Consider the following 24,291-nt stretch of genomic DNA (forward strand, 5'->3'; position numbering starts at 1 on the left):
CCTCCGCCGCCGCGCCCACGGCTGACGCCGTCCGTCCATGGCCTCCCTCCTGCCCCGCGCCCTGCCACGCCACCTCCACCCGGTGGCGTGGTGGGTGTGGGCAGTGGGGCTGGCGGTGGCCTGCTCGGGCACGACCAACCCGCTGCTGCTGCTCCTCGCGGTGAGCGTGGCGGCACTGGTCGTCGCGGCCCGGCGCGGCTCCTCGCCGTGGGCACGAGCCTTCCGGCTCTACCTCTTCCTCGGGGCCTGGATCGTCGTGCTGCGGGTCGTGCTGCATGTGCTGGTCGGCTACAAAGTCGGCCAGACGCGCCTCTACTCGCTGCCCAGCATCGACCTGCCGGGCATCACCCTGCTCGGCCCGCTCTACCTCGAGGGCCTGCTCGCCGCGGCGGTCGAGGGCCTGCGCCTCGCCTCGCTCATCGCCTGCATCGGGGCGGCCAACGCGCTGGCCAACCCCAAGCGCCTGCTGCGCGCCCTGCCCGGAGCGCTGCACGAGATCGGCACCGCCGTCGTCATCTCGGTCACCGTGGCGCCGCAGCTGGCCGACAGCGTGCAACGGGTCCGCCGGGCCCGCGTCCTGCGCGGTGAGGGCGGCAAGGGCCTGCGCTCCGTGGGCCGAGTGGCGCTGCCCGTCCTGCAGGACACCCTCGACCGGTCGCTCCTGCTGGCCTCGGCCATGGACTCGCGCGGGTACGGCCGCCGCCCCGAGCAGGCCGCGTCGGCACGGCGCCTCACCGGGGCACTGACCCTGACCGGGCTGCTCGGGGCCGCGGTCGGCACCTACGGGCTGCTCGACGCGACGACACCCCCGCTGGTCGGCCTGCCCGTGCTGGCCGTCGGCCTCCTGCTCTGCGGCGGTGGGCTCACGGTCGGCGGCCGGGCCGTCCGGCGCACCTCCTACCGCCCCGACCCGTGGGCCGGGCCCGAGTGGGTCGTCGCCGGCTCCGGCGTCCTCGCCGCGGCCGCCATGCTGGTCGTCGCGCACCGTGAGCCGTCCGCCGTCGTGCTGCCGCTGGGCCCCCTCGCCCCTCCCGCGCTGCCCCCGCTCGCCGTCGTGGGCCTGCTCGTCGCCGCGCTCCCGGCGTTCGCCGCGCCCACTCCCCCCGTCCGGGGGCAGCGGTGAGCCCGCACGCGGCCGTGGTCTTCGACGGGGTGACCATCCGGTACGCCGACAGCCCGGCTCCCGCCCTGCGCGCGGCGTCGTTCGTGGTCGAGGAGGGCGAGCTCGCGGTGGTCGCCGGGCGCACCGGGGCGGGGAAGTCCACGCTGCTGGGCGCCGTCAACGGCACGGTCCCCCACTTCACGGGCGGCCACCTCTCGGGACGGGTCACCGTCGCCGGCCTGGACACCCGCACCCACCGTCCCCGTGACCTCGCCGACGTCGTGGGCGTGGTCCGGCAGGACCCGCTGGCCGGCTTCGTCACCGACACCGTCGAGGAGGAGCTGGCCTACACCCTGGAGCAGCTCGCGGTGGACCCGCCGGCGATGCGGCGCCGGGTCGAGGAGGTGCTCGACGTGCTGGGGATCGCCGACCTGCGCGACGCCCCGCTGTCCGACCTCTCGGGGGGCCAGCAGCAGCGCGTGGCCATCGGTTCGGTGCTCACCGCCGGCCCCCGCGTCCTGGTCCTCGACGAGCCCACCTCCGCCCTGGACCCCGCCGGCGCGGAAGAGGTGCTCGCCACGCTCTCGCGCCTGGTTCACGACCTCGGCCTCACCGTCGTGGTGTCCGAGCACCGGCTCGAACGCATCGTCGGCCTCGCCGACCACGTGCTGCTCGTGCACGACGACGGCACGGTGACCAACGGCGACCCCGCGTCGGTGCTGGCCGCCTCGCCCCTCGCGCCTGCGGTCGTCCACCTCGGCCGCCGGGTCGGCTGGGACCCCCTGCCCCTCACCGTCCGTGACGCGCGGCGTGCCGCCCACGACCTGCGCACCACCTTGGAGACCGTGCCCGTGCCGGACGGGGCGCACGGCCGCGCCCCCGCGCAGGACGTCCTGCTCGAAGGCTCGGGCGTCACCGTGCGCCACGGCGACGTGACCGCCGTCGACGGTGTCGACCTCGCGCTGACCGACGGCGAGGTGGTCGCCCTCATGGGACGCAACGGCTCCGGGAAGTCCTCGCTCCTGTGGGCCCTGCACGGCACCGGGACCCGCAGCGACGGGTCCGTCGAGGTCCGGTCGTGCCGCGCAGGGTCTGGGAGCGCGGGGCCACACCCTGTCACCGTCACCCCTGTCACCGTCGCCCCTGTCAGCGTCGCCCCTGTCACCGTCGACCCGGCCCGGGAGTCCCCGGCCCAGCGCCGCCGCCACGTCGGGCTGGTGCCCCAGAGCGCCGGCGACCTGCTCTACCTGCCCACCGTCGAGGCGGAGTGCCGCCAGGCCGACCAGGAGGCCGGCGCGGCCGAGGGCACGGCACGCAGCCACCTTGACCGCCTGGCCCCGGGCGTGCCCGGCGACCGCCACCCCCGGGACCTGTCCGAGGGCCAGCGCCTCGCGCTCGTGGTCGCCGTCCAGCTCACCGCCGCCCCGGGGGTCCTCCTGCTGGACGAGCCCACCCGTGGCCTGGACTACCCCGCCAAGGACGCCCTGGCGCGCCTGCTGCGCCAGCTCGTCGCGGACGGGTCTGCGGTGCTGGTGGCGACCCACGACGTCGAGTTCGCCGCGGGGGTCGCCGACCGGGTCGTCGTCATGGCCGGCGGCCGGGTGGTCGCCGACGGCGCCGCCCGTGACGTGCTGTGCGACTCCCCCGCCTTCGCCCCCCAGGTGGCCAAGGTGCTCGCACCCCTGCGCCTGCTCACCGTCGCCGAGGTGGACCACGCCCTCGCCGCGGCCCGGCCCGAGCCGTCCGTGACCGCCGGCGGTGGCCGATGAGCTCCTCACGCCTGGGTGCCGTCGCCCTGCGCCCGCGGTCGACCATCGCCCTCGTGCTCGTCTCGGTGGCCGGGGTGATGGCGTTCCTGTGGCCCTTGTTCGCCGGCGCCGACTCCCGCCTGGGCCACAGCGCCGATGCTCCCCTCCTCTTCGCGCTCCTGCTGCCCCTCCTGCTCGCGGTCGTGCTCTTCGAGATCAGCGAGGGCGGCCTCGACGTCAAGGCCGTGGCGATGCTGGGGGTCCTGTCGGCCGTCGGCGCGGCCCTGCGGCCCCTCGGCGCCGGGACGGCCGGACTCGAGACCGTCTTCTTCCTGCTCGTGCTCGGCGGCCGCGTCTTCGGCCCGGGCTTCGGCTTCGTCCTCGGCTCGACGACCCTGTTCGCCTCCGCCCTCGTCACAGGGGGTGTCGGACCATGGCTGCCCTACCAGATGCTCGGCGCCTCCTGGGTGGGCCTCGGAGCCGGGCTGCTTCCGCGGGTGCGTGACCGGTGGGAGGTGCCGCTCCTCGCCGTGTACGGCGCCCTGGCCGGCCTGCTGTACGGCGTGGCCCTCAACTTCTCGTTCTGGCCGTTCTCGACCGGGCTCGGCAGCCACCTGTCGTTCGTGGCGGGCGCCGCCCCGTGGGACAACCTGCGCCGCTTCGCCCTGTTCTCCCTCGCCACGTCGGCCTGGTGGGACCTCGGGCGGGCCGTCACCAACGTCGTGCTCATCGCCGTCACGGGCCGCGCCGTGCTCGCGACCCTGCGCCGGGCGTCACGCAGGGCCGCGTTCGACGCGGAGGTGACCTTCGAGCCCGAGCCGGCACCGCGGCATACGCTGTCTGCGTGACCCTGCCACCCTCGCTGCTGGACCGAACCGTCACCGACCCCGACGTCAAGGCGACCTACGCCGTCGACGAGTCGGTGGGGGCGACGGCGCCGGACGCCTTCGAGGTGGTCCGTGCCCGCGACCTCGCCGACGTGGTCGAGGTCCTCACCCACGCCCAGGCCACCGGCACACCGGTCGTGCCGCAGGGCGCGCGCAGCGGCCTCGCCGGCGGATCGGTCGCCCTGAGCGGCGGCATCGTGCTCAGCCTGGCCGGCCTCACCGCGGTGACCGACCTCGACCCCGTCGAGGGCACCGCCGTGGTCCAGCCGGGGGTGCTCAACGCCGACCTCAAGGCGGCGGCCGCTGCCGAGGGGCTGTTCTACCCGCCGGACCCCGCCTCGTCGGCGTTCTGCACCATCGGCGGCAACGTCGCCACCAACGCCGGTGGCCTGTGCTGTGTCAAGTACGGCGTCACCGCCGACTACGTGCGCGGCCTCGAGGTCGTCCTCGCCGGCGGTGAGGTGATCCGTACCGGGCGCCGGACCGCCAAGGGCGTGGCGGGCCTGGACCTCACCGGGCTGTTCGTGGGCTCGGAGGGCACGCTGGGCGTGGTCACCGAGGTCGTGGTGAAGCTCGTGCCCGCCCCGGACCCGGCCCTCACGGCACTCGCGACGTTCGGCACCCTGTCCTCGGCCAGCGACGCGATCGTCGCCCTGCGACGCGAGCGGCACCGGCCGAGCCTCCTCGAGCTCCTCGACGACGTGTCCATCGCGGCCGTGCAGTCGGTGTCCGACTTCGGCTTCCCGGGCGACTGCGCGGCCGTCCTCATCGTCCAGGCAGACCGGCCCGGGCACACCACCGAGGACATCGCCCGCTACGCCACGCTGCTCGAGGCGGCGGGCGCCACCGAGGTCGCCGTCGCCGACGACGCGCAGGAGAGCGACGCCCTCCTCGCAGGACGGCGCGCCCTGCACCACGGGCTCGTCGCCAAGGGCACCCACTTCATCGAGGACGTCTGCGTCCCGGTGCGCCGGCTCACCGAGCTCATCGCCGCGGGCCACGAGATCTCAGCGCGCACCGGCGTCGAGATCTCGATGTCGGGGCACGGCGGCGACGGCAACCTGCACCCGTCCTTCTTCTACGACCCCGCCGACGAGGCCAGCCGCCACCGCGCGGAGGAGGCCTTCGGGGAGCTCGTCGCGGTCACGCTCTCGATGGGCGGCACCATCACCGGCGAGCACGGGGTGGGTTCGCTCAAGTCCCGCTGGCTTCCCGACGAGGTGGGCGCCGCCTCCCTCGAGCGGCAGCGCGCGGTGAAGGCGCTCTTCGACCCCCGCGGCATCCTCAACCCCGGACGCGTGTACTGGTCCTGACGGGCCGCCCGCGCCGTCGTCCCGTCAGGCGGGTCGACAGGGGCGGGGCGTCTCGACAGGGCGGGGCGGCGACCCGCTGCACCCCACCGGACTGGTAGAAACGAGGACATGAGCCCCCTCGAACTCGACCGCAGTGAGTCCTGGCTGTCCCACGAGGAGCTCGACGCCGCCCGGCAGCGCGTGCCGATCCTCTACGTCGACGCCGTGCCGGTGCGCGTCGACGACCGGGGCGTCCTCACCGCGGTCGGCCTGCTGTTGCGCGCCTCCGAGGACGGCCAGATGAACCGCGAGCTCGTCTCGGGCCGGGTGCTGTACCACGAGCGGGTGCGGGACGCCCTGGTGCGGCACCTGGAGAAGGACCTCGGCCCGATGGCGCTGCCCCAGCTCCCCGCCAGCCCCCAGCCGTTCACCGTCGCCGAGTACTTCCCCACCCCGGGGGTCACGCCGTTCCACGACCCGCGCCAGCACGCGGTGTCCCTGGCGTTCGTCGTGCCCGTGCAGGGTGACTGCCGCCCGCAGCAGGACGCCCTCGACCTGGCCTGGCTCACGCCCCAGGAGGCCATGGCCCCCGGCCTGCTGGCCGAGATGGACAACGGGCACGGCGTCCTGCTGCGCCAGGCGCTGGCGCACCTCGGCCACCCCGTCTGACCGGGACGGCCGTCGGCGCACGGGCTCGTCCTCGGCCACCAGAGCTGGCGTCCCGCCAGTAGTGGTGGCGCAGAGGACCGGATCGCCACCACGCGTGGCGTCGTGCCAGTAGTGGTGGCGCCGAGTCGCGCCGCGGCGGTGACCGGGCGGGTCAGCTCTTCTTGATGCTGAGGCTGAGGTCCTGGTCGAGGACGAGCAGCTTGACGTCCGTGCCGTTGCCGGACGCGGTGATGGTGCCCGAACCCAGGCTGTCGCTCCACGACTTGGCACTGATGGTCCAGCCCGCACCCGGGAGGCCGGTGACGAGGCCGTCGTAGGCCTTCTTGCCGTCCGGCACGGTGTAGTCGGCAAGCGTGAGCGTGTCGCTGGAGGTGGCGGCACCCTGCTGCTGCGCGCCGTCCGGCAGCGGGAACCCGTCGGGCAGCTTCGCGGCCTCGCCCGCCGCGCTGCTGGAGCTCGAGCTTGACGGGCTCGCGGCGCTGCTCGACGCGGGTCGGCTGGCCTGCACCGTCGCGTCGGACGAGCCGGTGGAGCCTCCTGCGCAGGCCGCGAGTGCCGCGACGATGGTCACCCCGGCGGCAGCGGTCGTCAGTCGGTTCATGGCGTTTCCCCCTTGGTGTCGGTATTGCCCGACTCACCCTAGGAGGTGCGCAGCGAGGCCGCGCGGGGGCTCATCGCGCCGGGCGACGCTGGCTGCGGACGCGCTTGGCGCGGTCGATGCGGTCGAGCTCGTCGGCCTCCTCGATGGTCGGGGCGGTGCCGCCGAGCCGCGCCGGCAGGAGGTGCTTCTCGGCCTCGGGCCACGCCGGGTACGCAGCCTGGTCGGCGTCCAGCTGCGCCTGCATGGCCGCCTTCATCCGCTCCGTCGCCGCGGCGGGGTCCTCGTCCGCGCCCACGGTGATGGGGGCGCCGACCGTGATGAACAGGGGGAACCCGTGCCGCCCCATGCGCTTGGGCTGGCCCTTGGTCCACACCCGCTGCGAGCCCCAGATCGTCGTCGGCAGCAACGGCACCCCGGCCTCCTGGGCCATCCGCGCAGCCCCTGACTTGAACGCCTTGAGCTCGAAGGACCGCGAGATGGTCGCCTCGGGGAACACGCCCACGAGCTCGCCGCGACGCAGGGCCGACAGCGCCGTGGCGAACGACTCGGTGCCGGCCTCACGGTCGACGGGGATGTGCTTCATCCCCGTCATCAGGGGTCCGGCCACCGGGTTGGACCAGATCGACTTCTTGGCCATGAACCGCACGAGGCGTCCGACCTCGACCCCCACCAGCCCGGCGTAGGTGAAGTCGAAGTAGCCGGTGTGGTTGATCGCCATGACGCCGCCACCGTGCCGCGGGACGTTCTCGAGGCCGTTGATCCGGATCTTGAGCCCCTGCGCGGCGAAGAGCCCGCGGGCGGCGCCGATCACGGTGCGGTAGACGGGTTCCATGCGCCCAGCCTAGGGGTCGGGCGCAGGGAACCCGTCACCCGTGGCGCGACGGCGTCCAGGCCAGCTGGACGACGTTGTTGCCGGTCTCGCGCGACACGAGGCGGCCGCGGCCGGGGACCGCCGGGACGGCCTTGATGTTGCCGATGAGCGGGCCCTCGTCGGGGCTGCCCGAGAGCAGGATGCCGGGGGTCGCGAGGTCACGAAGGGTCTGCATGACCTGCTCGTACGACGCCCGCGACGCACCACCGGAACGCCGGGTGAGAACGAGGTGCAGTCCCACGTCGCCGGCCTGCGCGAGCAGCGGGACGAGGGCCGCGAGCGGGCTGCCCGCCGACGTGACCACGAGGTCGTAGTCGTCGACGAGGACGAACACCTCGGCGCCGGTCCACCACGACCGGTTGCGCAGCTGCTCGGGCGTCACGTCCGGCCCCGGCAGACGGCTGCGCAGGTAGGTCGCGAGCTCGGCGATGTTCTGGGTCGCCTGCTCCTCGGTGGTGAAGTAGTCCCGCAGGTACTCGTCCGGGATCTCCCCGAGCAGGGACCGCCGGTAGTCGACGGCGAAGATCTGGGCCTGCTCCGGCGTGTAGAGGCGCATGATTTCGTGGGCGACCGTGCGCAGCATGCCGGTCTTGCCCGAGTCGCTGTCACCGAAGAGGTAGAGGTGCGGCTCCTCCACGACGTCGAGGCCGATGGGCGCGAGGTTGCTCTCGTCGATGCCGAGCAGGATCCGGCGGTCGCCCGGACCTGCCATCTCCCGGACCCGGTCGATGCGGATCTCGTCGGGCAGCAGCCGCAGCTTGGGACCGGACGGGCCCTGCCAGGCGGCGTTGACCCGGTCGACCATGTCGTCGACACCGGAGCCGAGGCTGCCGACGTCGCCGCTGCCGTCGATGCGCGGGATGGCGGACAGGAAGTGGTGCCGGGTCGCCTCGATGCCTCGGCCGGGGCGTCCCTTGGGCACGTTGGCGGCGACCTTGCGGTCGATCTCGGAGTCGCTCGGGTCGCCGAGGCGCAGCTCCAGCCGGGTGCCGAAGACGTCCTTGACGGCACTGCGGAAGTCCATCCAGCGGTTGGTGGTGGCCACGAGGTGCAGGCCGAACGTCAGGCCGCGTCCCGCGAGTTCCTGGATCTGCATCTCCAGCTCGTCGAACTCGGCGCGGATGGTCGGCCAGCCGTCGACGACGAGGAACACGTCGCCGTACCCGTCGTCGGCACGCCCCTCGGCGCGGCGGCGCCGGTAGGTCTCGATCGAGTCGATCCCCTCCGCACGGAAGTAGGCCTCGCGCTTGTCGACGATCCCGCGCAGCTCGGCGAGCGTGCGGCGCACGACGTCGGGCTCGTTGCGGCTGGCGACACCCGCGACGTGCGCGAGCTTGACCATCGGCGAGAACGTGCCACCACCGAAGTCCAGGACGTAGAACTGGGTCTCGAGCGGGGTGGTCGTGAGGGCGAGCGAGGTGACCAGGGTGCGGGCCAGCGTGCTCTTGCCGCTGCGCGGGCCGCCGACGATCGCGACGTGCCCGGCCGCTCCGCCGAGGCCGACGCTGAGGGTGTCGCGGCGCTGCTCGAGCGGCCGGTCGACGATGCCGATCGGCACGACGAGCGAGCCGGCGTCCCGCCAGCGGCGCGACACGAGGCCGAGCTCGGGGTCCGGCGCGAGGTCGCCCATCAGCGTGTCGAGCGCGTCCGGCACGTCGAGCGGGGGCAGCCAGACCTGGTGGGCCGGGCGACCCTTGCCGCGCATCTTGGACACGGCGATGTCGAACGTCGCCCGCTCCTCGCGCGGCCCGGCGTCCACGACCTGGGGCTCGGGGGTGTCGTTGAGGCGCAGGACCGGGGCCGCGGAGAAGGGCACGATGTCGTTGGTCGCGCTGGTGCGGTCGCTGGCGATGCGGCGACGAGCCGGCGGCGGCCCGGAGACGTAGGCGGCCTTGAACTTGATGAGCGTGGTCTGGTCGGGCTTGAGGTAGCCGAGGCCGGGGACGGCCGGCAGCTCGTAGGCGTCCGGCACCCCGATGACGGTGCGGGACTCGGCGGCCGAGAAGGTGCGCAGGCCGAGGCGGTAGGACAGGTGCGACTCCAGGCCGCGCAGGCGCCCCTCCTCCAGCCGCTGCGAGGCGAGCAGCAGGTGCATCGACAGCGACCGGCCGAGCCGGCCGATGGCCACGAACAGCTCGACGAACTCGGGCCGTGCGTTGAGCAGCTCGCTGAACTCGTCGGCGACGATGACCAGCGCGGGCAGTGGCTCGAGGTCGGCGCCGGCGAGGCGCGCCTTCTCGTAGTCGGTGACGTTGGCGAAGTTGCCGGCCGAGCGCAGCAGCTCCTGGCGGCGCACCATCTCACCGTGCAGGGCGTCCTGCATGCGGTCGACGAGGCTGAGCTCCTGGCCGAGGTTGGTGATGACCGCCGACACGTGCGGCATGTCGGCCATGCCCGCGAAGGTCGCACCACCCTTGAAGTCGACGAGGACGAAGTTGAGCGCCTCGGACGAGTGGGTCATCGCGAGCGCGAGCACGAGGGTGCGCAGCACCTCGGACTTGCCGGAGCCGGTGGCGCCGATCACCAGCCCGTGCGGACCCATGCCCTGCTGGGCGGACTCCTTGATGTCGAGCGAGACGACCTGCCCCTGAGCGCCGAGACCGATGGGCACGCGCAGGCGGTCTCGCTGCAGGCGCGGGCGCCACGCCGCTTCCGGGTCGTAGTCGCGGACGTCGCCGAGCCCGAGGAGGTCGACGAGCTCGGTCGAGCTCGTCATGGCGTCGCGGCGCTCCGGCTCCGCGCCGGCATACAGGGGGGCGAGCCGTCGCGCGGCCGCCTCCGCCTGCACGATCGAGAGGGTGTCGGCGAAGCCCTGGGCCGGCTCGGTGGTCAGGGTGATGATCTGCATCGGGACGCGGCCCTCGTAGGGACCGGAGCGTTGCGGCTGGCCGAGGGCCAGGCGCATGCGGCCCTCGTGGCTGAGCTCGTCCCACCGCTCGGGGAGGTGGAGGACGGTGATGCCCATGACGCCCTCGTCGGTGACGATGGCGTTGCCCGGGGGGACCTCGCCGCCGTCGACGACGAGGAGCACGTGGGGCAGGGTCCGCTGGTCGGCGCGTCCGAAGCGCGGGCGCTCGACGAGGTCGGCGGGCAGCATCGGCTCGAGGTCGGCCAGGGAGGTGGCGACCATGCGCGCGGGGCCGACGCCGTCGCGCTCGCGCTGGCTGTGGGCGTGGGGCAGCCACTTGACCCACTCCCACTCCGGCAGCGAGTCGCTCGCCGAGACCACGGCCACCTGGAGCTGGTCGGGGGCGTGCTGGGCCGCCGCGGCGGTCACGATGGCGCGTGCCAGGGACCGCGCGGGCTCGGCGTCGCCGGTCACCTCGAGGCGGGAGAAGTAGGACAGGGAGACCGAGGCCGGCAGGTCCGGCTGCACCCGGTGGGTGGACATGAGGCGGTGCAGCGCCGAGGCGGCCACGGGGTCGAGCTGCGCCATGGGCGGGGTGTCGGGGGCCTCGAGGGTGATGCACAGCGGCTGGTTGGTGCGGCCGAACCGGACCCGCAGGAAGTCGTCGTCGCTCGCCGAGCGCTCCCAGACGCGGGTGCGCTCCTCGCAGAGGGCCGCCAGGGCGTCCGGCGAGGGGTTGTTCCACAGCGCGGCGGCGCGCTGGCGGTTGGCCGCCTCGCGGACGGTCTGGCGCACCTCGCCGAGGTAGGCCAGGTACTCCCGCCGCGCCTCGCTGATCCCTGCGGCGTGCTGCTGGCGCTGCCGGTAGCCGTTGACGCCCACGAACCCGAGGGACGCGATGAGGAACATGCCGCCGGCGATGTAGCCCTTGACGCCGGGCTGGGAGAGCGCGACGAAGGCGATCGAGCCGACGCTGCCGAGCATGGGCACGGCGTTGAGCAGCAGGCCGCCGGCGCCCTCGCTCGGGGTGATCTCCGGCGGAGGCTGGAGCACGATGCGGCCGGAAGGTACTTCGGGCGCCTCTTCGCGAGGTCCCCTCCGCAAGGTCACTGACATGGTGGTGTGCGCCCTCCTCGGCGTTCGAGCCCGTCGCGCCGCGTCGCCGGCCTCCCCCGAAGTCGGCCGGTTCCCGTCCACAGCGGGCCCCAACGTACCGTGTCCGACCGGGACGAAGGGCGCAGGCGCGTACTCACGGGACAATCAGGCACTATTGTTCGCGGGGAGTCCGCTGGGGAGCGTCGTCAGAAGGGGAGGACCGAGGTGAACGACGAGTCGTCGCACCGCATCTCACTGCTCGCCGACGACCGACGATACGACCTCGTCGCCCCGGCGAACGCGCAGGTCGGAGACCTGCTGGCAGCCCTCGGCATCGCACCCCGCAACAGCCCGTATGCCGTGGCCACCCCGGCAGGTCGGGTCATCGCCCTCGGCGAGGTGCTCGGCGACGCGGTGCCCGAGGGCACGCTGCTCACGGTCATCCGGGCGACGACGCACGAGGTGACGCGCGACGTGCTCAACCTCGACCGCTCGGCCGTGGCCGGTGGCGCCCGCTCCCCCGAGGGCCAGGGCGGCCGCTACACCCCGCCGTCCGAGGCGACCATCGCCCGCCGTGAGCTCAGCGAGGTCACCCGCCGCCGCGACGAGCTGGCACTGCCGGTCGAGCCGGGCGGCACGGTCGTGGTGGTCCCCACGACGACCCCGACCACGGCCGCGGTCTCCACCGACACCCTCCTGCGCTGGTCCGGCGCCGGGCTCGCCGCTGTCGCGGTCGTCGTCCTCGGCACCGGCGCCTTCCGCGACCACACCACGCCCGACGTCGCGCTGGCCGCGGTCACCGCCGGCGCGCTCTTCCTCGCCGGCCTCGCCCTGGCGACCGACGCGGCCGAGTCGTCCGCGGCGCGCCTGTCCCGGCTGGTTGCCCCCGTGTTCGGCTTCGGGGCCGGGCTCGCCCTCCCGGTGGCCCAGTCCCCCAGCTCCGGTCGCATCGCCGTCATCGCGGCCTGCACCCTCGCCACCACGCTCGCGGGCGTCGCCCGCATCACCGGCGGCCCCGTGGACCGGGCGTCCCGCGCTGCCCTGACCACCCTCGCGGGGCTCGGGGCGCTCGGCGTGGCCGGGATCGTCCTGGGCTGGCCGGCGTTCGCGGTCGCCGCCGTCGCGGCCGGACTCGTCCCGGCGGCGACCCGGCTGCTGCCGTCCATGGGTTTCGAGGTGCCCGACGAGCAGCTCGTCGACGTGGAGCGCCTGTCCACCACCATCTGGACCGCCCGCGAGCAGCGACGCCGCCGGTTCCGCCGCCTGCGCCCCACCGAGATCGACGGCGTCTTCCTCGCCGCCCGCGAGGCGGTCGCCGCCGGCACCGTGTGGGCGTGCCTGGTGGCCCCCGTCGGCCTGGCCGTGCTCGTGGCCACGCCCGGCCGCTCCGCCTGGTCGGCGTGGGGCACGGTCGGCCTGTGCGCCACCGTGACGACGGCACTGGGGTTCCAGTCGCGGACCGTTCGTGACCGCCTCCCCCGCTTCGCCCTGCTCACCGCAGCAGCCCTCTCCGCCCTGCTCGGCACGTATGCAGCGGGCCAGCGGCTGGGCGCCGGCCCCGGCTTCGGCGTGGTCGGCGTCGCCGTGGTCCTCGGGGTGGTGGCCATCGTCTCGGCCATCGCCCTGGCCCGGGGCTGGCACTCGACGCGCCTCTCGCGGCTGGCGGACATGCTCCAGGGGCTCGCGGTCGTGCTCAGCCTTCCGGCCGCCGCCCTGGCCGCCGACGGGTTCGAGGCCATGCGCCGGATGACCTCGGGGTGACGGCTCGATGAGCAGCCAGGAGCCCACCCGCGCCACCCCGGACACCAGCTCGGGTGCCGCCCCCGCCGTCGACCCGGCCGAGAAGTCCTACCGGGGGATGCGGCTCTGGGGCCGGGTGCTGCTGGTCCTCGCTGCGCACGCGACACTCTTCGCCGCCATCTGGTGGTCGCTGCACCCCCGGGTGGGCGATGGCAACACCGTGCCGGGACGGGTCAACCTCCTGCTCACGGCCGCTGCGACCCTCGTGTTCTGGGCCGTGGTGATGCAGGTGAGCGCCAGGGTGCCGTTCAAGGCCCTGTGCGCCGTGTTCGCCCTCGTGCCCTTTGCGACGTTCCTCGTCCAGTACGCCGGGTTCCGGCTGTGGACCACGGAGGTGGTCCAGACCCGTGGCGAGGTCGTCGTCACCCAGTCGGACCGGCTCTTCAACGGCTCCAGCCGGGTCCGGGTGCGCGACGACCACGGTGTCGGGACGACAGCGTGGTCGACGCTCGGCCGGCGCAACGTGAACGACTACTCGTTCGCGACGATCGCGGTCGGCGACCGATACCTGCTGACCACCGACCCCACCGGGCTGCAGGTGCCGATGCTCCAGCCGCTCGGCTACGACCCGGCCGACCACCGCGACGACGCCTGGCGCTGGTCCGCCCTCGCGGCACTGCCGGTGCTGGTCACCGAGGCCGCCTGCGTCTCGGCCCTGACGCGGCGCCGCAGCCAGCTCGAGGCCATGGACGACAAGCCGACCCGGCGCCGTCGCGCCTGAGCCGGCCGCCGAACCTGTCGCTGCGGGCGGCCGGTCAGTCGAGGATCGGGAGTGGGCGGGCCTGGATCCGGGCCACCTGCTCGCGGATCTCCCGCAGGTGGGCCTGCGCGGCGCCGTACGCGACCTGCAGGTCCTGCGCCGAGTCGTCGGTGCTGTCGAGCTGCTCGCGCTGGTAGGTGGCGATGGCGTCCGTGTGCTCCGCCGCGGTGCGGCGCAGGTTCTGCGCGGCGGTCGAGTCGTCGGCGGCGAGGGCGACCGCGCCGGGCGAGGTCTCCCCGAGGTCGATGCGACGCTGGATCTTCTGCCAGTCCGGCCCCAGCTCCCCTGCCCGGGCCTTCTTGGCCCGCTCCTCGTCGCTGTCCTCCGCCTTGCTGAGGTAGTCCTGGTGCTCCTTGATCGCCTCGCGGGTCTCCTTCTGGATGTCGTCGGAGATGCTCTGGATCTCACCGAGCATGGCCCTGACCTGGGCGATCATGCGGTCTGCTTCGCTCACCTGCTCACACCCCGAACTGGTTCCTGGCCGCGCCGTCCATGTGCGTGGCGTTGATGGCGGCGGCGCTGCCCGCGATGGTGGCGAGCGCGACCTTGATGGCGTGCATGATGTTGATGACGGCGTAGATCGCGTCGACGGCCTTCTCGATCGCGTCGAGCACCTTGCGCAGCAGCGTGATCGCGCGGTCGAACTTCGACCAGAAGCTGCGGATGTGGATGGCGATGTCGGCAGCCCCGACGAGCCAGCCCACGACCGGCACGGAGGCCTCCACCACGAGTCGTTCCAGGATGTCGCTGAGGAACGAGATGAGCGTCGCGATGCCGAGGGCCGCCGACTTGGCCACCTCGATGAGGCTGCCGGTGAGCTCGCCGATGAGGTCGCAGCCCTCGGAGTAGGTCGAGTAGTTCTTGCCCAGCGAGACCATCTGGGTCCGGAACGCGTCGGCCGCCTCTCCCTCCCAGACGTCGAGGGTGTTGGTGCTCAGCGCGGTGAAGTTCTCGCCCACGCCGGTGCACATCTTGCCGGCGATGCCCCAGCCGGTCTGCGCCTTGCCCATCAGGCCCCAGTCACCGCACAGCGGCTTGACCAGCTCGTAGACCGGGTCGACGTCGAACGCGGACCGGCAGAACCCGAGCAGGTGCCCGATCAGGAAGCCGCAGCTGGACTCGAACTCCTCGACGAAGTCGTCACCCGTCGGCACGGTCGGCGTGCACATCAACGACGACGGGTCGACCTTCTCGACGACGCTCACCACGTGCCTCCCTTGTCCTTGGTGGCCCACTTGATGGCGCCGTCGTTCTTGGGTCCAGCCTCTGCCTGGCGCACGGCCGTCTGCTGGTCCTCGATGTCGTGGAGCCGGTCCCAGGTGTCGTGCAGGCCCTCACCCTCACCGACCACCGCCCCCGGCAGCTGCAGCACCTTCGTCGCGGTGTTGAACCGGCCGGCGTCCTTGTCGGTCATGGCTCCGCCGGCGGGACTGCGCGAGCCGCGGTCGTCCTCGCGCCCCGGGACGTGGTCGCGGGACCAGTCCTGGCCGTTCTCGTAGGCCTCGCGCTGGCGGCGGCGCAGCTCGTTGCCCCGCTCCGTCGGCGTCATGCCGTCCATCCCGTGGCTCCAGTCGTTGAAACGCTGCGTGATCTTGCGCTGGATCCAGTACTTGGGGTCGGTCATGTCGGACAGGTCGTGGTCGCGGTCCTTGACCTTCCAGAGGTTCTTGACGTTGCTGTGCAACGGCTGGGTCACCTTGTCGCCGAGACCCACCCAGTCCTTGAACTGCTTCATGAAGTCGAACGGGCCACTGCTCTTGCCACCCGCCCCCGGGCCGCCGATCGGCGCCCCGGGCTGCACGGTGCCCCCGCGAGGGGCCTCGTACGGCGCGTTGATGCCCTGCTTCGCGGCGATGCGCTCGTAGGCGGCCTGGTCCCGGGCCACGAAGGTGCTGCGCGTGGCCGCCGTCTTCTCCGAGCAGACCCCGGCGATGGTCGCGCCGTTGGACATGCCCCGCGTGCCGGCGTCGTACGCCCCCCGGTAGTGGCCCTCGAGCAGCCCGAGCACGCCGGTGAAGGCGCCCTGCGCCCCGCAGTTGGCGCGGACGAACTGCCCGACCCCCTGCATGTGGGTCTGCTGCCTGTCGAAGACCTGCCCGATGAGGTCCATCTGGGCGATCTCGACCTTGATCCTCGGTGCCATGGTTCCTCCCCCTCGTTCTCGTCGACCTACTCCCAGACGGAGTCGCTCGCCTCGGCCTCGTCGTACCAGTTCTCCTGGTCCTCGTGGGTGAGGAACTCGCGGTCCTGCTTCTCCTCCTCCGAGGAGCCGCCACGGCCCGCCGACCCACCTGAGCCGACGGCGCCGCCCCGGCCGCCGCGCCCGGAGGCACCGGCGCCCGAGCCACGGCCACCCGCGCCGGAGCCCTGGCCCCCGCCGACGACCGAGGAGCCTGCGCGGCCGCCCTGCGCGCCGTCGAACTTGGGCACGCCGTACTTGCCCGATCCCGAGGCACCCGTCAGGGACGAGGAGCCACGGCCACCGGCACCGGAGGCGCCACCACCACCGGCGGGGACCATGCCACCGCCACGGCCACCGGCTCCGCCGCCGGCGACACCAGCCCCGCCGCCCGAACCGCCGGGCACGGCCGAGGTGCCACCGAGGCCGCCGAGCGCGCCGCGTGCGGCACCGCCCGCAGCCCGCGTGGCCGAGGACAGTCCGCCCACACCACCGCGCAGGGCGCCGCCCACGCCGGCACCGCCGGCGACCATGCCGAGGCCGCCCACCGTGCCCGCGAGGCCGGAGCCGCCGCCGACGCCGCCCTGGCCGCCGAGGCCGCTGGCCGAGGTGGTGCCGTTGACGCCACCGGACGGGACAGAGCCTGTCACCGTGCCGTCGACGCTCGTGGAGAAGTCGTAGTCGACGGTGCCGTTGCTCCCCGTCGTGCCGTCGTCGGGGATGATCTGCGGCAGCGTCGGGTCCTGCGCAACGGGCTGGTAGCCGGTGCAGGTGACGGTCGGCGAGAAGCCCGTGGTGCCGATGGTCGGGACGGGACCGCTGTTGCTGCCGGAGTACCCGGTGCCGGACGTGCCACCGCCCGAGGGGATGCCGCCACCCCCACCACCAGTGCCCCCGCCGCCCCCGCTCGGGGGCAGGGCCGTCTGGTCGCGGTTGTAGTCGTCCTTGGCGTCGACGGGCAGCGCCTGCGTGGCGACGGCCATGTCCACCTTGAGCTTCTGGAGGGCCTTCTCGGCGGCCGCCTCGCGAGCAGCCTCCTGGCCGGCGACCGCGGCGTCGTAGGCGTCCTGGTCGAAGGTCTTGCCGATGGGCCCGGAACCGTCGAGCCCCTCCTGCCGCACGAAGGCCTGGCGGTCCGGGGAGGTGTCGACCGACTCCACCTGGGTGGCCAGGGCGGTCTGCGCCGTCTGGACCGCGGTGTTGGCCGACGTCAGGGCGGTGTTGACCTCCCGCAGGGCCTTGGCGTGGTCCTTGAGGTTGGTCACCAGGGTGTCCATGGCCGCGTAGGCAGCCGAAGCCCCCTCGCCCTCCCAGTCCACCGAGAGGTCGTTCTTCGTCGTCTTGATGCTGTCGACCAGGCGGTCGATGTCGTCGGCTGCCAGGTCCCACTCCTTCGCCTGGGCCTCGATGTTGCCTGCCGCCTGGTTGATCTTCCTGAGCTCGGACTCCTTGGCGCCCATCAGCTTCCCTCCCCTGTTGTGGTCGCCGGACTCGTCCCGGCACCCCTGCGACTGACTGCTAGTGCGCCACCTGCGGCGGCGATGACGACCACGGCGACCAGGGCCCACACCCATGCGGGGAGCCCTGAACCCTGCCCGGAACCCTGCCCGGAACCCTGCGGTGCCGACTGCCCCGGTGCTGCGGCGACGGTGCTCGGCGTCGCCGTGCTGGTGGCGGAGGGCGAGCTCGTCGTCGTCGACGTGCCCTTGTCGCCGCCCAGTGCACCCGCGGCGACCTCCGCGGCGGTCGGGCCGATCGGGTGGTCGGCGCGCAGCAGCGGGTTGGTGTCCGGGTAGGTGGTCGGGTCGACGCCCACGAGGTCCGCCGGGTCGAAGATGCCCCACCCGAAGCCGGTCTTCGAGGCGTCCTGGATGGTCGGGAACCCCGAGCCGACCCGGCGGTAGGCATAGATCCAGCCCTTGGTCCCGTTGGTGCTCGTCCCCTGGCGCATCCCCGGGTGGCGCAGCGCCGCCTGGAGGACCTGGTTCGCGGTCGCGCGGGGGTACTTGGACCAGTACGCGGCCAGGCCGCCGGCGACGAGCGGCGCGGCGTACGAGGTGCCGTCCACGAGCGCTCCCTGACCGACCCACGTGCCACCCCGGTGGAGACCGACGACGAGCCCCATGCCGGGGGCGCAGAACGCGATGCCGTACGCGTGGTCGTTGGCGCCGCGGGGATCGAGCTGACCGCGCCGGTCGCAGCCGTTGACGGCGACCACGCCGTTGTAGCCGGCCGGGTAGCTGAGGGACCCGTCACCGGTGGCGGCGACGACGATGGCGCCGGCGTGCTGCGCCATCAGCACCGCCTGCTTGGTGTCGTCGTCGGTGCCGCTGCCGCCGAAGCTCAGGTTGACGACCTTCGCGCCGTCCTCGAGCGCCTGCTTCATCGCCGGGAGGATCGCCTCCGTGGCGTCCTCGTCGACGGAGAGCTGGCACCGGTTGGGGTCCCCGACCCCCAGGCTGTAGTGGCGCAGGGTGGCCTTCGGCGCGATACCCCGCACACCGGCGGTGCCGCCCGAGGAGGCACCGGTCCCGACGATCACCTGGGCGATCTGGGTGGCGTGGTCGGCGTCCGCGCTCGCACCGGTGGCCTTCTGCTTGCAGGGGGTGTCGATGGAGGCGACCCGCCCCCTGATGTCTGCGGCGTTCGGGTCGATCGTGCCGTCGAGCACCGCGACGGTGACGCCCTGCCCGGTGGCGCCGGCCTTCGACAGGTCGTCGAACCCCATCGCGGCGGGCCACCACGGGGTCGGGTTGGCCGCCTGCGCGGTGGGAGACGCCGCCACCGACCCCGGCGTCGCCACCAGCGGCGCGACGAGCAGGCCGAGGCCCAGGGTCGCCGCCAGGGCGGGCCGCACGATCCGGCGGGTGGGTGTCACGGGTGGTGCCTCCTGGTCGTGGCGTCGGTCAGCGTGAGGCCTGGAAGGACTTGTCGCCCTCAGGAGCAGGCGGCGGTCCACCGGGGTTGACGAGGTTGTCGCCGCTGGTGTCGGTGCTGGCCGGCGGGACGCTGTTGTCGGTGCCGTCGGCACCCGCCCCGCTGGGCGTGGTGGGGGCCTGGTTGGCCTCCTTCGTCGCCTGGGCCTGCAGCCGCTCGGCGTCCCGCGCCTCCTGGCTCTCGTTGGCCTTGGTGTTGCGGTCGGTGCTGTGCAGGGCGGGCTCGGCGTTCGGCTGGGCGAGGGCGGCGAAGACCTCGCCGGCCTGGTTGTCCTTGTCCTCGAGGTGCTTGGCCACCTGCAGGAGCTTGGCCTGGTAGTCCTTCACGTCCTGCTCGATGCCCTTGAGCGTCTCCTCGTAGATCTTCTTCGCCGCGGCGTAGACGGAGCCGAACTCCTTGCAGGACGGGATGTCCGAGAACGACGAGGCGTCCAGGGTCGTCCCCACGACCTTGCTGCGGCTGGTGGTCGCCTTGTCGGTCCACACGGCCCCACGGTTGTGCGCCAGCGTGCGGATGATCTCGAAGTCGGCCTTGAGCTTGCCGTTCGTGAAGCGGTACCCCTGCACCTGCTGCCGGTCCTCGTCAGGCAGTGCCATGTCGTCTCTCCCCCTGCTCGTGTCCTGCGGGCCCCCTGTGGCCCGCGGGCAAGTCTCGTGGTGCGTGCCGTCGGTGTGGCGTCGGGCCAGTGGCCGCGGCACGTGCCGGAGCCCGCGTGCATGCGGGCTCCGGCACGACCGTGGCGACTGGACCTACTGGAAGAGGCCGGCGGACTTCTTGTCGCCGTCCCGGTAGTCCTCGTTGCTCGTCTCGACGGCCTGGCCGATCTCCGCCAGCACGAGCTTCATGTCCGTGATGGCCTGGGTCCACTTCTGCTTGGCCTGGGTGTAGGCCTCCTTCGCAGAACCGTCCCACTCGCTCTTCAGCGGCGAGAGCGCCTGGTCCATGTCGTTGAGCTTGTTCTCGATCTTGCTCGCGCCCTGGGCGATGTCGCCGGCAGCGGCGCTGAGCCCTCCGTGGTCAACCAGCATGGCTCACATACCCCCGTACTTGTTCTTCATGGCCGACGCGGCGTTCTCGTCGCGCTCGGTGAAGGTGCTCTGCGTCTGGCGCAGGTTCTCCTCGAACGTGGACAGCGCAGCGATGATCTTGTGCGAGTCCTCCTTCCAGCGGGTGAAGGTCGCCTGGAACGACGAGGCGCCCTGGCCCTTCCACTGGTTCTGCAGACCCTGCAGACGCCCTTCGAGGGACTTCAGCTCACCATCGAGCTGACCCCTGTAGTCGCTGACGATTCCGGCGCCTTTATTGAGTACGCCATCTCCAGCAGCAAGCATGGTGCCTCCCAACTTCCACTTGTGGCCCCCCGTCGGGGCACGCTTTTCCCACTCGTGACCTCATGGGATCGGACCTGGAAAGAACGTCCCCCCGAGGTCCGATTTGAGAGACTAGCAACGTTTGGGATGGCGCAACATGGGGAGAACTCCCCCCTATGCTGCGTGTCGGCCCCCACCGGGGCCTTCGAGACATTTCGTCACCGGGAGGGGCCTGTGACCGTGAGCACCGGCAGCACTGGCAGCAGCACCGCTTCGCTCATCCGCCTGTCGGTCACGGCGGGGACGCGACGCGCCGACCTCGGCCTGCCCGGCGGCATACCCGTCGCCGAGCTCGTGCCCGAGCTGGCCCGTGAGCTGGGCCAGCTCGACCCCGCCACCGCGAGCCGCGGCTTCCGGCTGGTGCGCCACGACGGCATACCCGTGGAGCCGGACCGCAGCCTCGCGGCCCAGGGCATCGAGGACGGCTTCGTCCTCGCCCTCGAGCCGGCCGGCGACCCGGTCGAGCTCAAGGTCTACGACGACGTCGTGGAGGCCGTGGCCGACCTGGTCGAGTCCTCCTTCGCCCCGTGGACGCCGGAGAACAGCGCCCGTACCGCGCTCGGTGCCTCCGTCGCGCTGTTCGCGGCGGGGGCCGTGGCGCTGTTCACCGCTCGGACGACCGGGCTGCTCGTCGTCGGCGTCGCCGGCGCGGTCGCCGTGCTCCTCGTCGTGGCCGCGGCGGTCCTCTCGCACGCCCGCCGCCAGCCGATGTCCGGCGCCGCGCTGGCCATCACCGCCTGCGTGTACGCCGCGGTGGCCGGTTTCGCCGTGCCCGCCGACGGCACCGTGTGGGCCAAGCCGCTGCTGTTCGCGGGGGCGACGACGACCCTGGTCGGCGCCCTGGGGCTCGCGGTGGTGCGCGAGCACCGGCCGGCCGTCGCCGTCGGCCCCATCACCGGTCTGGTGATGGCCGTGTCGGGGGCCCTCGTCGCCTTCGCGGACCTGCCCGTCGGCGGTGTCGCGGCGTTCGTCTTCGCAGTGGCCGTGATCGCCGGCAACCTCTTCCCGTGGTTCTCGGTGTCCTCGAGCCGGCTCACGACCAACCCGCCCCGGACCGAGTCCGAGATCTTCGCCGACGCCCCGGCGGTCGACAGCCGCTCGGTGCGACGCCAGGTGGTGGCCGGCCACGACCTGCTGCTCGGCCTCTCGGTGTCAGCCGGGCTGGTCGCCCTGCTGGCTGCACCGTTCGTCGCCGCGACCGGGTGGGTCGGCACGGTCCTCGGGGCGGTGGGCTTCAGCGCGGTTCTGCTGCGCACGCGGCACAGCCGGACCCGGGCCACGGTCCTCATCGCCATGGTGGTCGGGATCCTCGGCCTCGCCGTCGTCGGCGTGAGCGCGGCCCTGACCCACCCCGACTGGCGTCCGCTCATGGGCGTGGCCCTGGCCGCGGCAGCAGCCGTGGTGGTGGGACTCGCCCTCATCGCTCCGCGCGCCAGGGTGCGCCTCGGCCGGGTGGCCGACGCCGTCGACGGGGTGTGCCTCGTGGCCGTCCTGCCGCTGGCGGCGATGGCCGCGCAGGTGTTCTGAGACAGGCGGTCACCGGCACCGAAACCCGACTCTTGGGGTTTATGTGCCACTCCATGGCAATTCCCCTAGAATCGCTCGCGGCTCGCCAGGGGGCGGCCAGGGGTAGGCCAGTCCACGCACGACATGTCCAGGGGGACCCACGTGAACACCACTCGGCGCACGCTTGCGCTCGTTGCTTCTGTCCTTGCCGGTTCCGGCCTCGTGCTCGTCGGCCAGCAGTCGGCCCAGGCTGACGTCACCGCCACGCCGTGCGTGACGACGACCATCGCTCCGGCCGCTGTGCTCGCCACGGCGACGGCGGCGCCGTCCGCGGCGGCCGACGCCGCCTCGCTCGAGGGAGCTGTGGCCGTCGCAGCCGCCGCGGCCACGACCGAGGGCAGCGCCGACGCCGCGGCCACGCCCGCTGCCTGCTCGTCGCCGGCCGCCACGGCGGAGGCGACCACCGAGGACGGTCCCGGCGACAACCCGCTGTGCAACCTGCTCGGCCACCGCGCCTGCGTCGACCTGCCCACGGAGATCCCGGACCCGCCGTCGGAGACGGAGTCCCCGACGTCCACCGCCAGCGTCCCCACCGATGACCCGAGCACCGACCCCACGGAACCACCTGCACCCCCCACCAGCAGCGTGCCGACCGTCACCGACCCCGGTCAGGGCGGCGGCAACGGCGGGGGTAATGGCAACGGTGGTGGCAACTCCGGCGGCAACAACGGTGGCAACGGCAACGGCAACCACGGCGGTGGCACCGGCAACTCCGGTGGCGGCACCACCGGCAGCGCTCCCACCGGCACCCTCGGCACCGGCCCGGTCGCCGTCGAGGGCAACATCGGCAGCCGCGACAACTGCGGTGCGCTCGAGTGCGCCAACCAGGACTACTCCGACCTCGTGGCCACCCGTACGCAGCAGAACGCTGCGGTCCCGTCGGCTGCGGCCGTGGCCCGCCCGGCCCTCGCGCGGACCGGCTCCCCCGTCTCGACCCTGACGACGTACGCGGGCGGCCTGCTGGTCGCCGGGGCCCTCCTGCTCGGCGCCCGCCGACGGGTGGCACCGGGGTACACGCGCCGCCACTGAGCGGCTCCTGCGCCACCGACCCATCGGTGCCCGCCGCCTCGGCGGGTCGCCTCGACCCCGCGCCCGCAGACACCCCTAGGGTGGCCCGGGTCGGACCAACCAGTGCGAAAGGCAGGAACCGGGCGTGGCCACGAAGAAGGATCTGGTCGAGGCCCAGGCCTTCAGCCGGCGAAGGCTGACCACCGCCTTCGTCGCCGGCGCCCCGGGCGGGCGTGAGGTCGAGCCGCAACGGCCGCTGCGGGCCATCGTCGGCGGCATCGCGGTGACCGTCCTGGTCGCGGTTGCCGGACTGGTGACCGGGGCACTCAAGCCAGCGCTGCCCAACGGCTGGGACGACAACCACCTCGTCATCGCGAAGAAGAGCGGCGCACGGTACGTCGCCATCAAGAAGACGCTGTACCCCGTCATCAACACCACCAGCGCCCGCCTGCTCATCGCGGCCGGCTCGTTCGAGGTCGTCACCGTGGACGACGACAAGATCGCCACGACCCCCCGGGGTGCGGCCATCGGCATCCTCGGGGCCCCGGACTCGCTCACGCCCCCGACCCGGCTGACGCGCAGCGGGTGGGTGTCGTGCCTGGCGCAGGACGGGGCGACCCGGACCGTCGTCGACCCGGGCGCGAAGAGCACGCCGGCCACCGACTCCGCGACCGTGGTGACCACGGCGGGCGGTGTCTTCGTGGTCACCGGCCGGTCCCGGCTCCCGGTCGCGGCGGGCTCGACGGCCTCGGTGCTCCGCCAGCTGCGCCTCGACGCCTCGACCCCCATCCCGGCCCCGGCCAGCTGGACGAGCCTGTTCCCGCAGGGCCCCACACTCGGACCGCTGACGATCCCCGACGCGGGCAAGGCCCTCCCCGGCCTCCCGCCCGGAGCCGTCGTCGGCTCCGTGCTCGCGGTCAAGGGCAGCGGTGACACCCCGCGCCGCTACGTCGTGCTCCAGTCGGGCGAGCTGGCACTGCTCTCGCCGTTCGCCTACGCGCTCTACCAGATCGGCTCCGGGCAGAAGCTCGGCGCGGACCTGCAGGTCACCCCCGCCGAGATCGCCGCGCTGAAGACCACCGACCGCTCCATCGTCCCGTCGCAGTGGCCCGAGCAGCTGCCGCAGGCGCTCGACGCCGCCCCCTGCGCCACGCTGACCTCGGGGCCCAACACGCTCCCGCAGACGGCGCTCAGCACCGCGCCGAAGGTCGAGCCCGGAGACGGACGCGTCACCGAGGTGGCGGCCGGGTCCGGTGCGCTGGTCCGTGCCATCGGCGACAACATCATCAACCGCGGGCCGGTGCTGGTCGTCGACCAGACCGCCACCGCCTACACCGTCGAGGGCGGCGACGACGTCCTCGGCCGGCTCGGCTACTCCGCCAAGGACGTCGTGCCCGTGCCGCAGCCGTGGGTCGACCTCTTCCGGTCCGGTCCCACCCTCAGCGTGTCCGCGGCCCAGGGCGCCATCTCCACCGGCACCCAATGACGCGCGCGACCCCTTGCCCACGGCTCGCACGGGCAGTCGCGAGCGGCCTCGCCTCCGCGCTGCTGGCCGCGG

At 73.4% G+C, this 24,291-nt stretch carries 21 protein-coding genes; 10 read left to right on the forward strand and 11 right to left on the reverse strand.

Annotation, left to right across the window (positions count from 1 at the left end; all coding sequences use genetic code 11):
• Positions 1 to 37 precede the first annotated feature (37 nt).
• From ASG70_RS15425 to ASG70_RS15445, 5 genes are all read left to right on the forward strand, one after another.
• Positions 38 to 1,123 (forward strand): energy-coupling factor transporter transmembrane component T, encoded by a 1,086-nt coding sequence (locus tag ASG70_RS15425; RefSeq protein ID WP_056884723.1) that lies wholly within the window; start codon positions 38 to 40, stop codon positions 1,121 to 1,123.
• Positions 1,120 to 2,871 (forward strand): ABC transporter ATP-binding protein, encoded by a 1,752-nt coding sequence (locus tag ASG70_RS15430; protein WP_235531531.1) that lies wholly within the window; start codon positions 1,120 to 1,122, stop codon positions 2,869 to 2,871. The genes ASG70_RS15425 and ASG70_RS15430 overlap by 4 nt, the downstream gene beginning before the upstream one ends.
• Positions 2,868 to 3,698 (forward strand): ECF transporter S component, encoded by an 831-nt coding sequence (locus ASG70_RS15435; RefSeq protein WP_056884724.1) that lies wholly within the window; start codon positions 2,868 to 2,870, stop codon positions 3,696 to 3,698. Before ASG70_RS15430 ends, ASG70_RS15435 begins: the two co-directional genes overlap by 4 nt.
• Positions 3,695 to 5,050 (forward strand): FAD-binding oxidoreductase, encoded by a 1,356-nt coding sequence (locus tag ASG70_RS15440; protein WP_056884725.1) that lies wholly within the window; start codon positions 3,695 to 3,697, stop codon positions 5,048 to 5,050. The genes ASG70_RS15435 and ASG70_RS15440 overlap by 4 nt, the downstream gene beginning before the upstream one ends.
• A 108-nt stretch (positions 5,051 to 5,158) precedes the next feature.
• Positions 5,159 to 5,698 (forward strand): NUDIX hydrolase family protein, encoded by a 540-nt coding sequence (locus ASG70_RS15445; RefSeq protein WP_056884726.1) that lies wholly within the window; start codon positions 5,159 to 5,161, stop codon positions 5,696 to 5,698.
• A gap of 151 nt (positions 5,699 to 5,849) precedes the next feature.
• Here the strand turns inward: ASG70_RS15445 and ASG70_RS15450 are convergent, their stop codons facing one another.
• The 3 genes from ASG70_RS15450 to eccCa form a co-directional block, all read right to left on the reverse strand.
• The gene (locus tag ASG70_RS15450) at positions 5,850 to 6,299 is read right to left on the reverse strand and encodes a hypothetical protein (RefSeq protein WP_056884727.1); all 450 of its coding nucleotides are present in this window, start codon (positions 6,297 to 6,299) and stop codon (positions 5,850 to 5,852) included.
• Positions 6,300 to 6,369: 70 nt separating this feature from the next.
• Positions 6,370 to 7,131, reverse strand: a complete 762-nt coding sequence (locus tag ASG70_RS15455; protein ID WP_056884728.1) for a 1-acyl-sn-glycerol-3-phosphate acyltransferase — start codon at positions 7,129 to 7,131, stop codon at positions 6,370 to 6,372.
• Between the two features lie 34 nt (positions 7,132 to 7,165).
• Positions 7,166 to 11,071: a type VII secretion protein EccCa gene (eccCa, locus tag ASG70_RS15460; RefSeq protein ID WP_369818927.1), complete on the reverse strand. Its 3,906-nt coding sequence runs from the start codon at positions 11,069 to 11,071 to the stop codon at positions 7,166 to 7,168.
• 267 nt (positions 11,072 to 11,338) lie between these two features.
• On the opposite strand from eccCa, the gene ASG70_RS15465 reads away from it, so the two are divergent.
• Together ASG70_RS15465 and ASG70_RS15470 are read left to right on the forward strand one after the other, a co-directional pair.
• Complete coding sequence (locus tag ASG70_RS15465; RefSeq protein ID WP_056884730.1) at positions 11,339 to 12,874, forward strand: hypothetical protein; 1,536 nt, start codon at positions 11,339 to 11,341, stop codon at positions 12,872 to 12,874.
• A 7-nt stretch (positions 12,875 to 12,881) separates the two neighbouring features.
• Positions 12,882 to 13,634 carry a hypothetical protein gene (locus ASG70_RS15470; protein ID WP_056884731.1) on the forward strand — a complete coding sequence of 251 codons (753 nt, stop codon included), beginning with the start codon at positions 12,882 to 12,884 and terminating at the stop codon, positions 13,632 to 13,634.
• Positions 13,635 to 13,668: 34 nt separating this feature from the next.
• Here ASG70_RS15470 and ASG70_RS15475 read toward each other — a convergent pair whose 3' ends face one another.
• The 8 genes from ASG70_RS15475 to ASG70_RS19425 all read right to left on the reverse strand — a co-directional run bounded on the left by ASG70_RS15475 (position 13,669) and on the right by ASG70_RS19425 (position 20,120).
• Entirely contained in the window at positions 13,669 to 14,127 is a 459-nt protein-coding gene (locus ASG70_RS15475; RefSeq protein WP_156400040.1) for a hypothetical protein, read from the reverse strand.
• A gap of 4 nt (positions 14,128 to 14,131) precedes the next feature.
• Entirely contained in the window at positions 14,132 to 14,878 is a 747-nt protein-coding gene (locus ASG70_RS15480; RefSeq protein WP_156400041.1) for a hypothetical protein, read from the reverse strand.
• The gene (locus ASG70_RS15485; RefSeq protein ID WP_056884734.1) at positions 14,875 to 15,816 is read right to left on the reverse strand and encodes a hypothetical protein; all 942 of its coding nucleotides are present in this window, start codon (positions 15,814 to 15,816) and stop codon (positions 14,875 to 14,877) included. Before ASG70_RS15485 ends, ASG70_RS15480 begins: the two co-directional genes overlap by 4 nt.
• Before the next feature lie 26 nt (positions 15,817 to 15,842).
• A complete protein-coding gene (locus ASG70_RS19415; protein WP_056884735.1) occupies positions 15,843 to 17,312 on the reverse strand; it encodes a WXG100 family type VII secretion target in 1,470 nt (489 codons plus the stop codon).
• The gene (locus ASG70_RS15495; RefSeq protein WP_056884736.1) at positions 17,312 to 18,730 is read right to left on the reverse strand and encodes a S8 family serine peptidase; all 1,419 of its coding nucleotides are present in this window, start codon (positions 18,728 to 18,730) and stop codon (positions 17,312 to 17,314) included. The genes ASG70_RS19415 and ASG70_RS15495 overlap by 1 nt, the downstream gene beginning before the upstream one ends.
• A 28-nt stretch (positions 18,731 to 18,758) precedes the next feature.
• Positions 18,759 to 19,385, reverse strand: coding sequence for a hypothetical protein (locus ASG70_RS15500; RefSeq protein ID WP_056884737.1), 627 nt, complete (start codon positions 19,383 to 19,385; stop codon positions 18,759 to 18,761).
• Between the two features lie 153 nt (positions 19,386 to 19,538).
• The gene (locus ASG70_RS19420; protein WP_156400042.1) at positions 19,539 to 19,817 is read right to left on the reverse strand and encodes a WXG100 family type VII secretion target; all 279 of its coding nucleotides are present in this window, start codon (positions 19,815 to 19,817) and stop codon (positions 19,539 to 19,541) included.
• Between the two features lie 3 nt (positions 19,818 to 19,820).
• A complete protein-coding gene (locus tag ASG70_RS19425; protein WP_156400043.1) occupies positions 19,821 to 20,120 on the reverse strand; it encodes a WXG100 family type VII secretion target in 300 nt (99 codons plus the stop codon).
• 219 nt (positions 20,121 to 20,339) lie between these two features.
• Here ASG70_RS19425 and eccD point away from each other — a divergent pair, with 219 nt between their 5' ends.
• The 3 genes from eccD to eccB all read left to right on the forward strand — a co-directional run bounded on the left by eccD (position 20,340) and on the right by eccB (position 24,219).
• Positions 20,340 to 21,686 (forward strand): type VII secretion integral membrane protein EccD, encoded by a 1,347-nt coding sequence (gene eccD, locus ASG70_RS15510; RefSeq protein WP_162253924.1) that lies wholly within the window; start codon positions 20,340 to 20,342, stop codon positions 21,684 to 21,686.
• Between the two features lie 141 nt (positions 21,687 to 21,827).
• On the forward strand, positions 21,828 to 22,754 hold the full coding sequence (locus tag ASG70_RS15515) for a hypothetical protein (protein ID WP_156400044.1): 927 nt from the start codon (positions 21,828 to 21,830) through the stop codon (positions 22,752 to 22,754).
• A gap of 124 nt (positions 22,755 to 22,878) precedes the next feature.
• Positions 22,879 to 24,219, forward strand: a complete 1,341-nt coding sequence (gene eccB, locus ASG70_RS15520; protein ID WP_056884740.1) for a type VII secretion protein EccB — start codon at positions 22,879 to 22,881, stop codon at positions 24,217 to 24,219.
• Positions 24,220 to 24,291 lie beyond the last annotated feature (72 nt).

The organism is Phycicoccus sp. Soil748, assembly GCF_001428025.1.
Classification (GTDB): Bacteria; Actinomycetota; Actinomycetes; order Actinomycetales; family Dermatophilaceae; genus Pedococcus.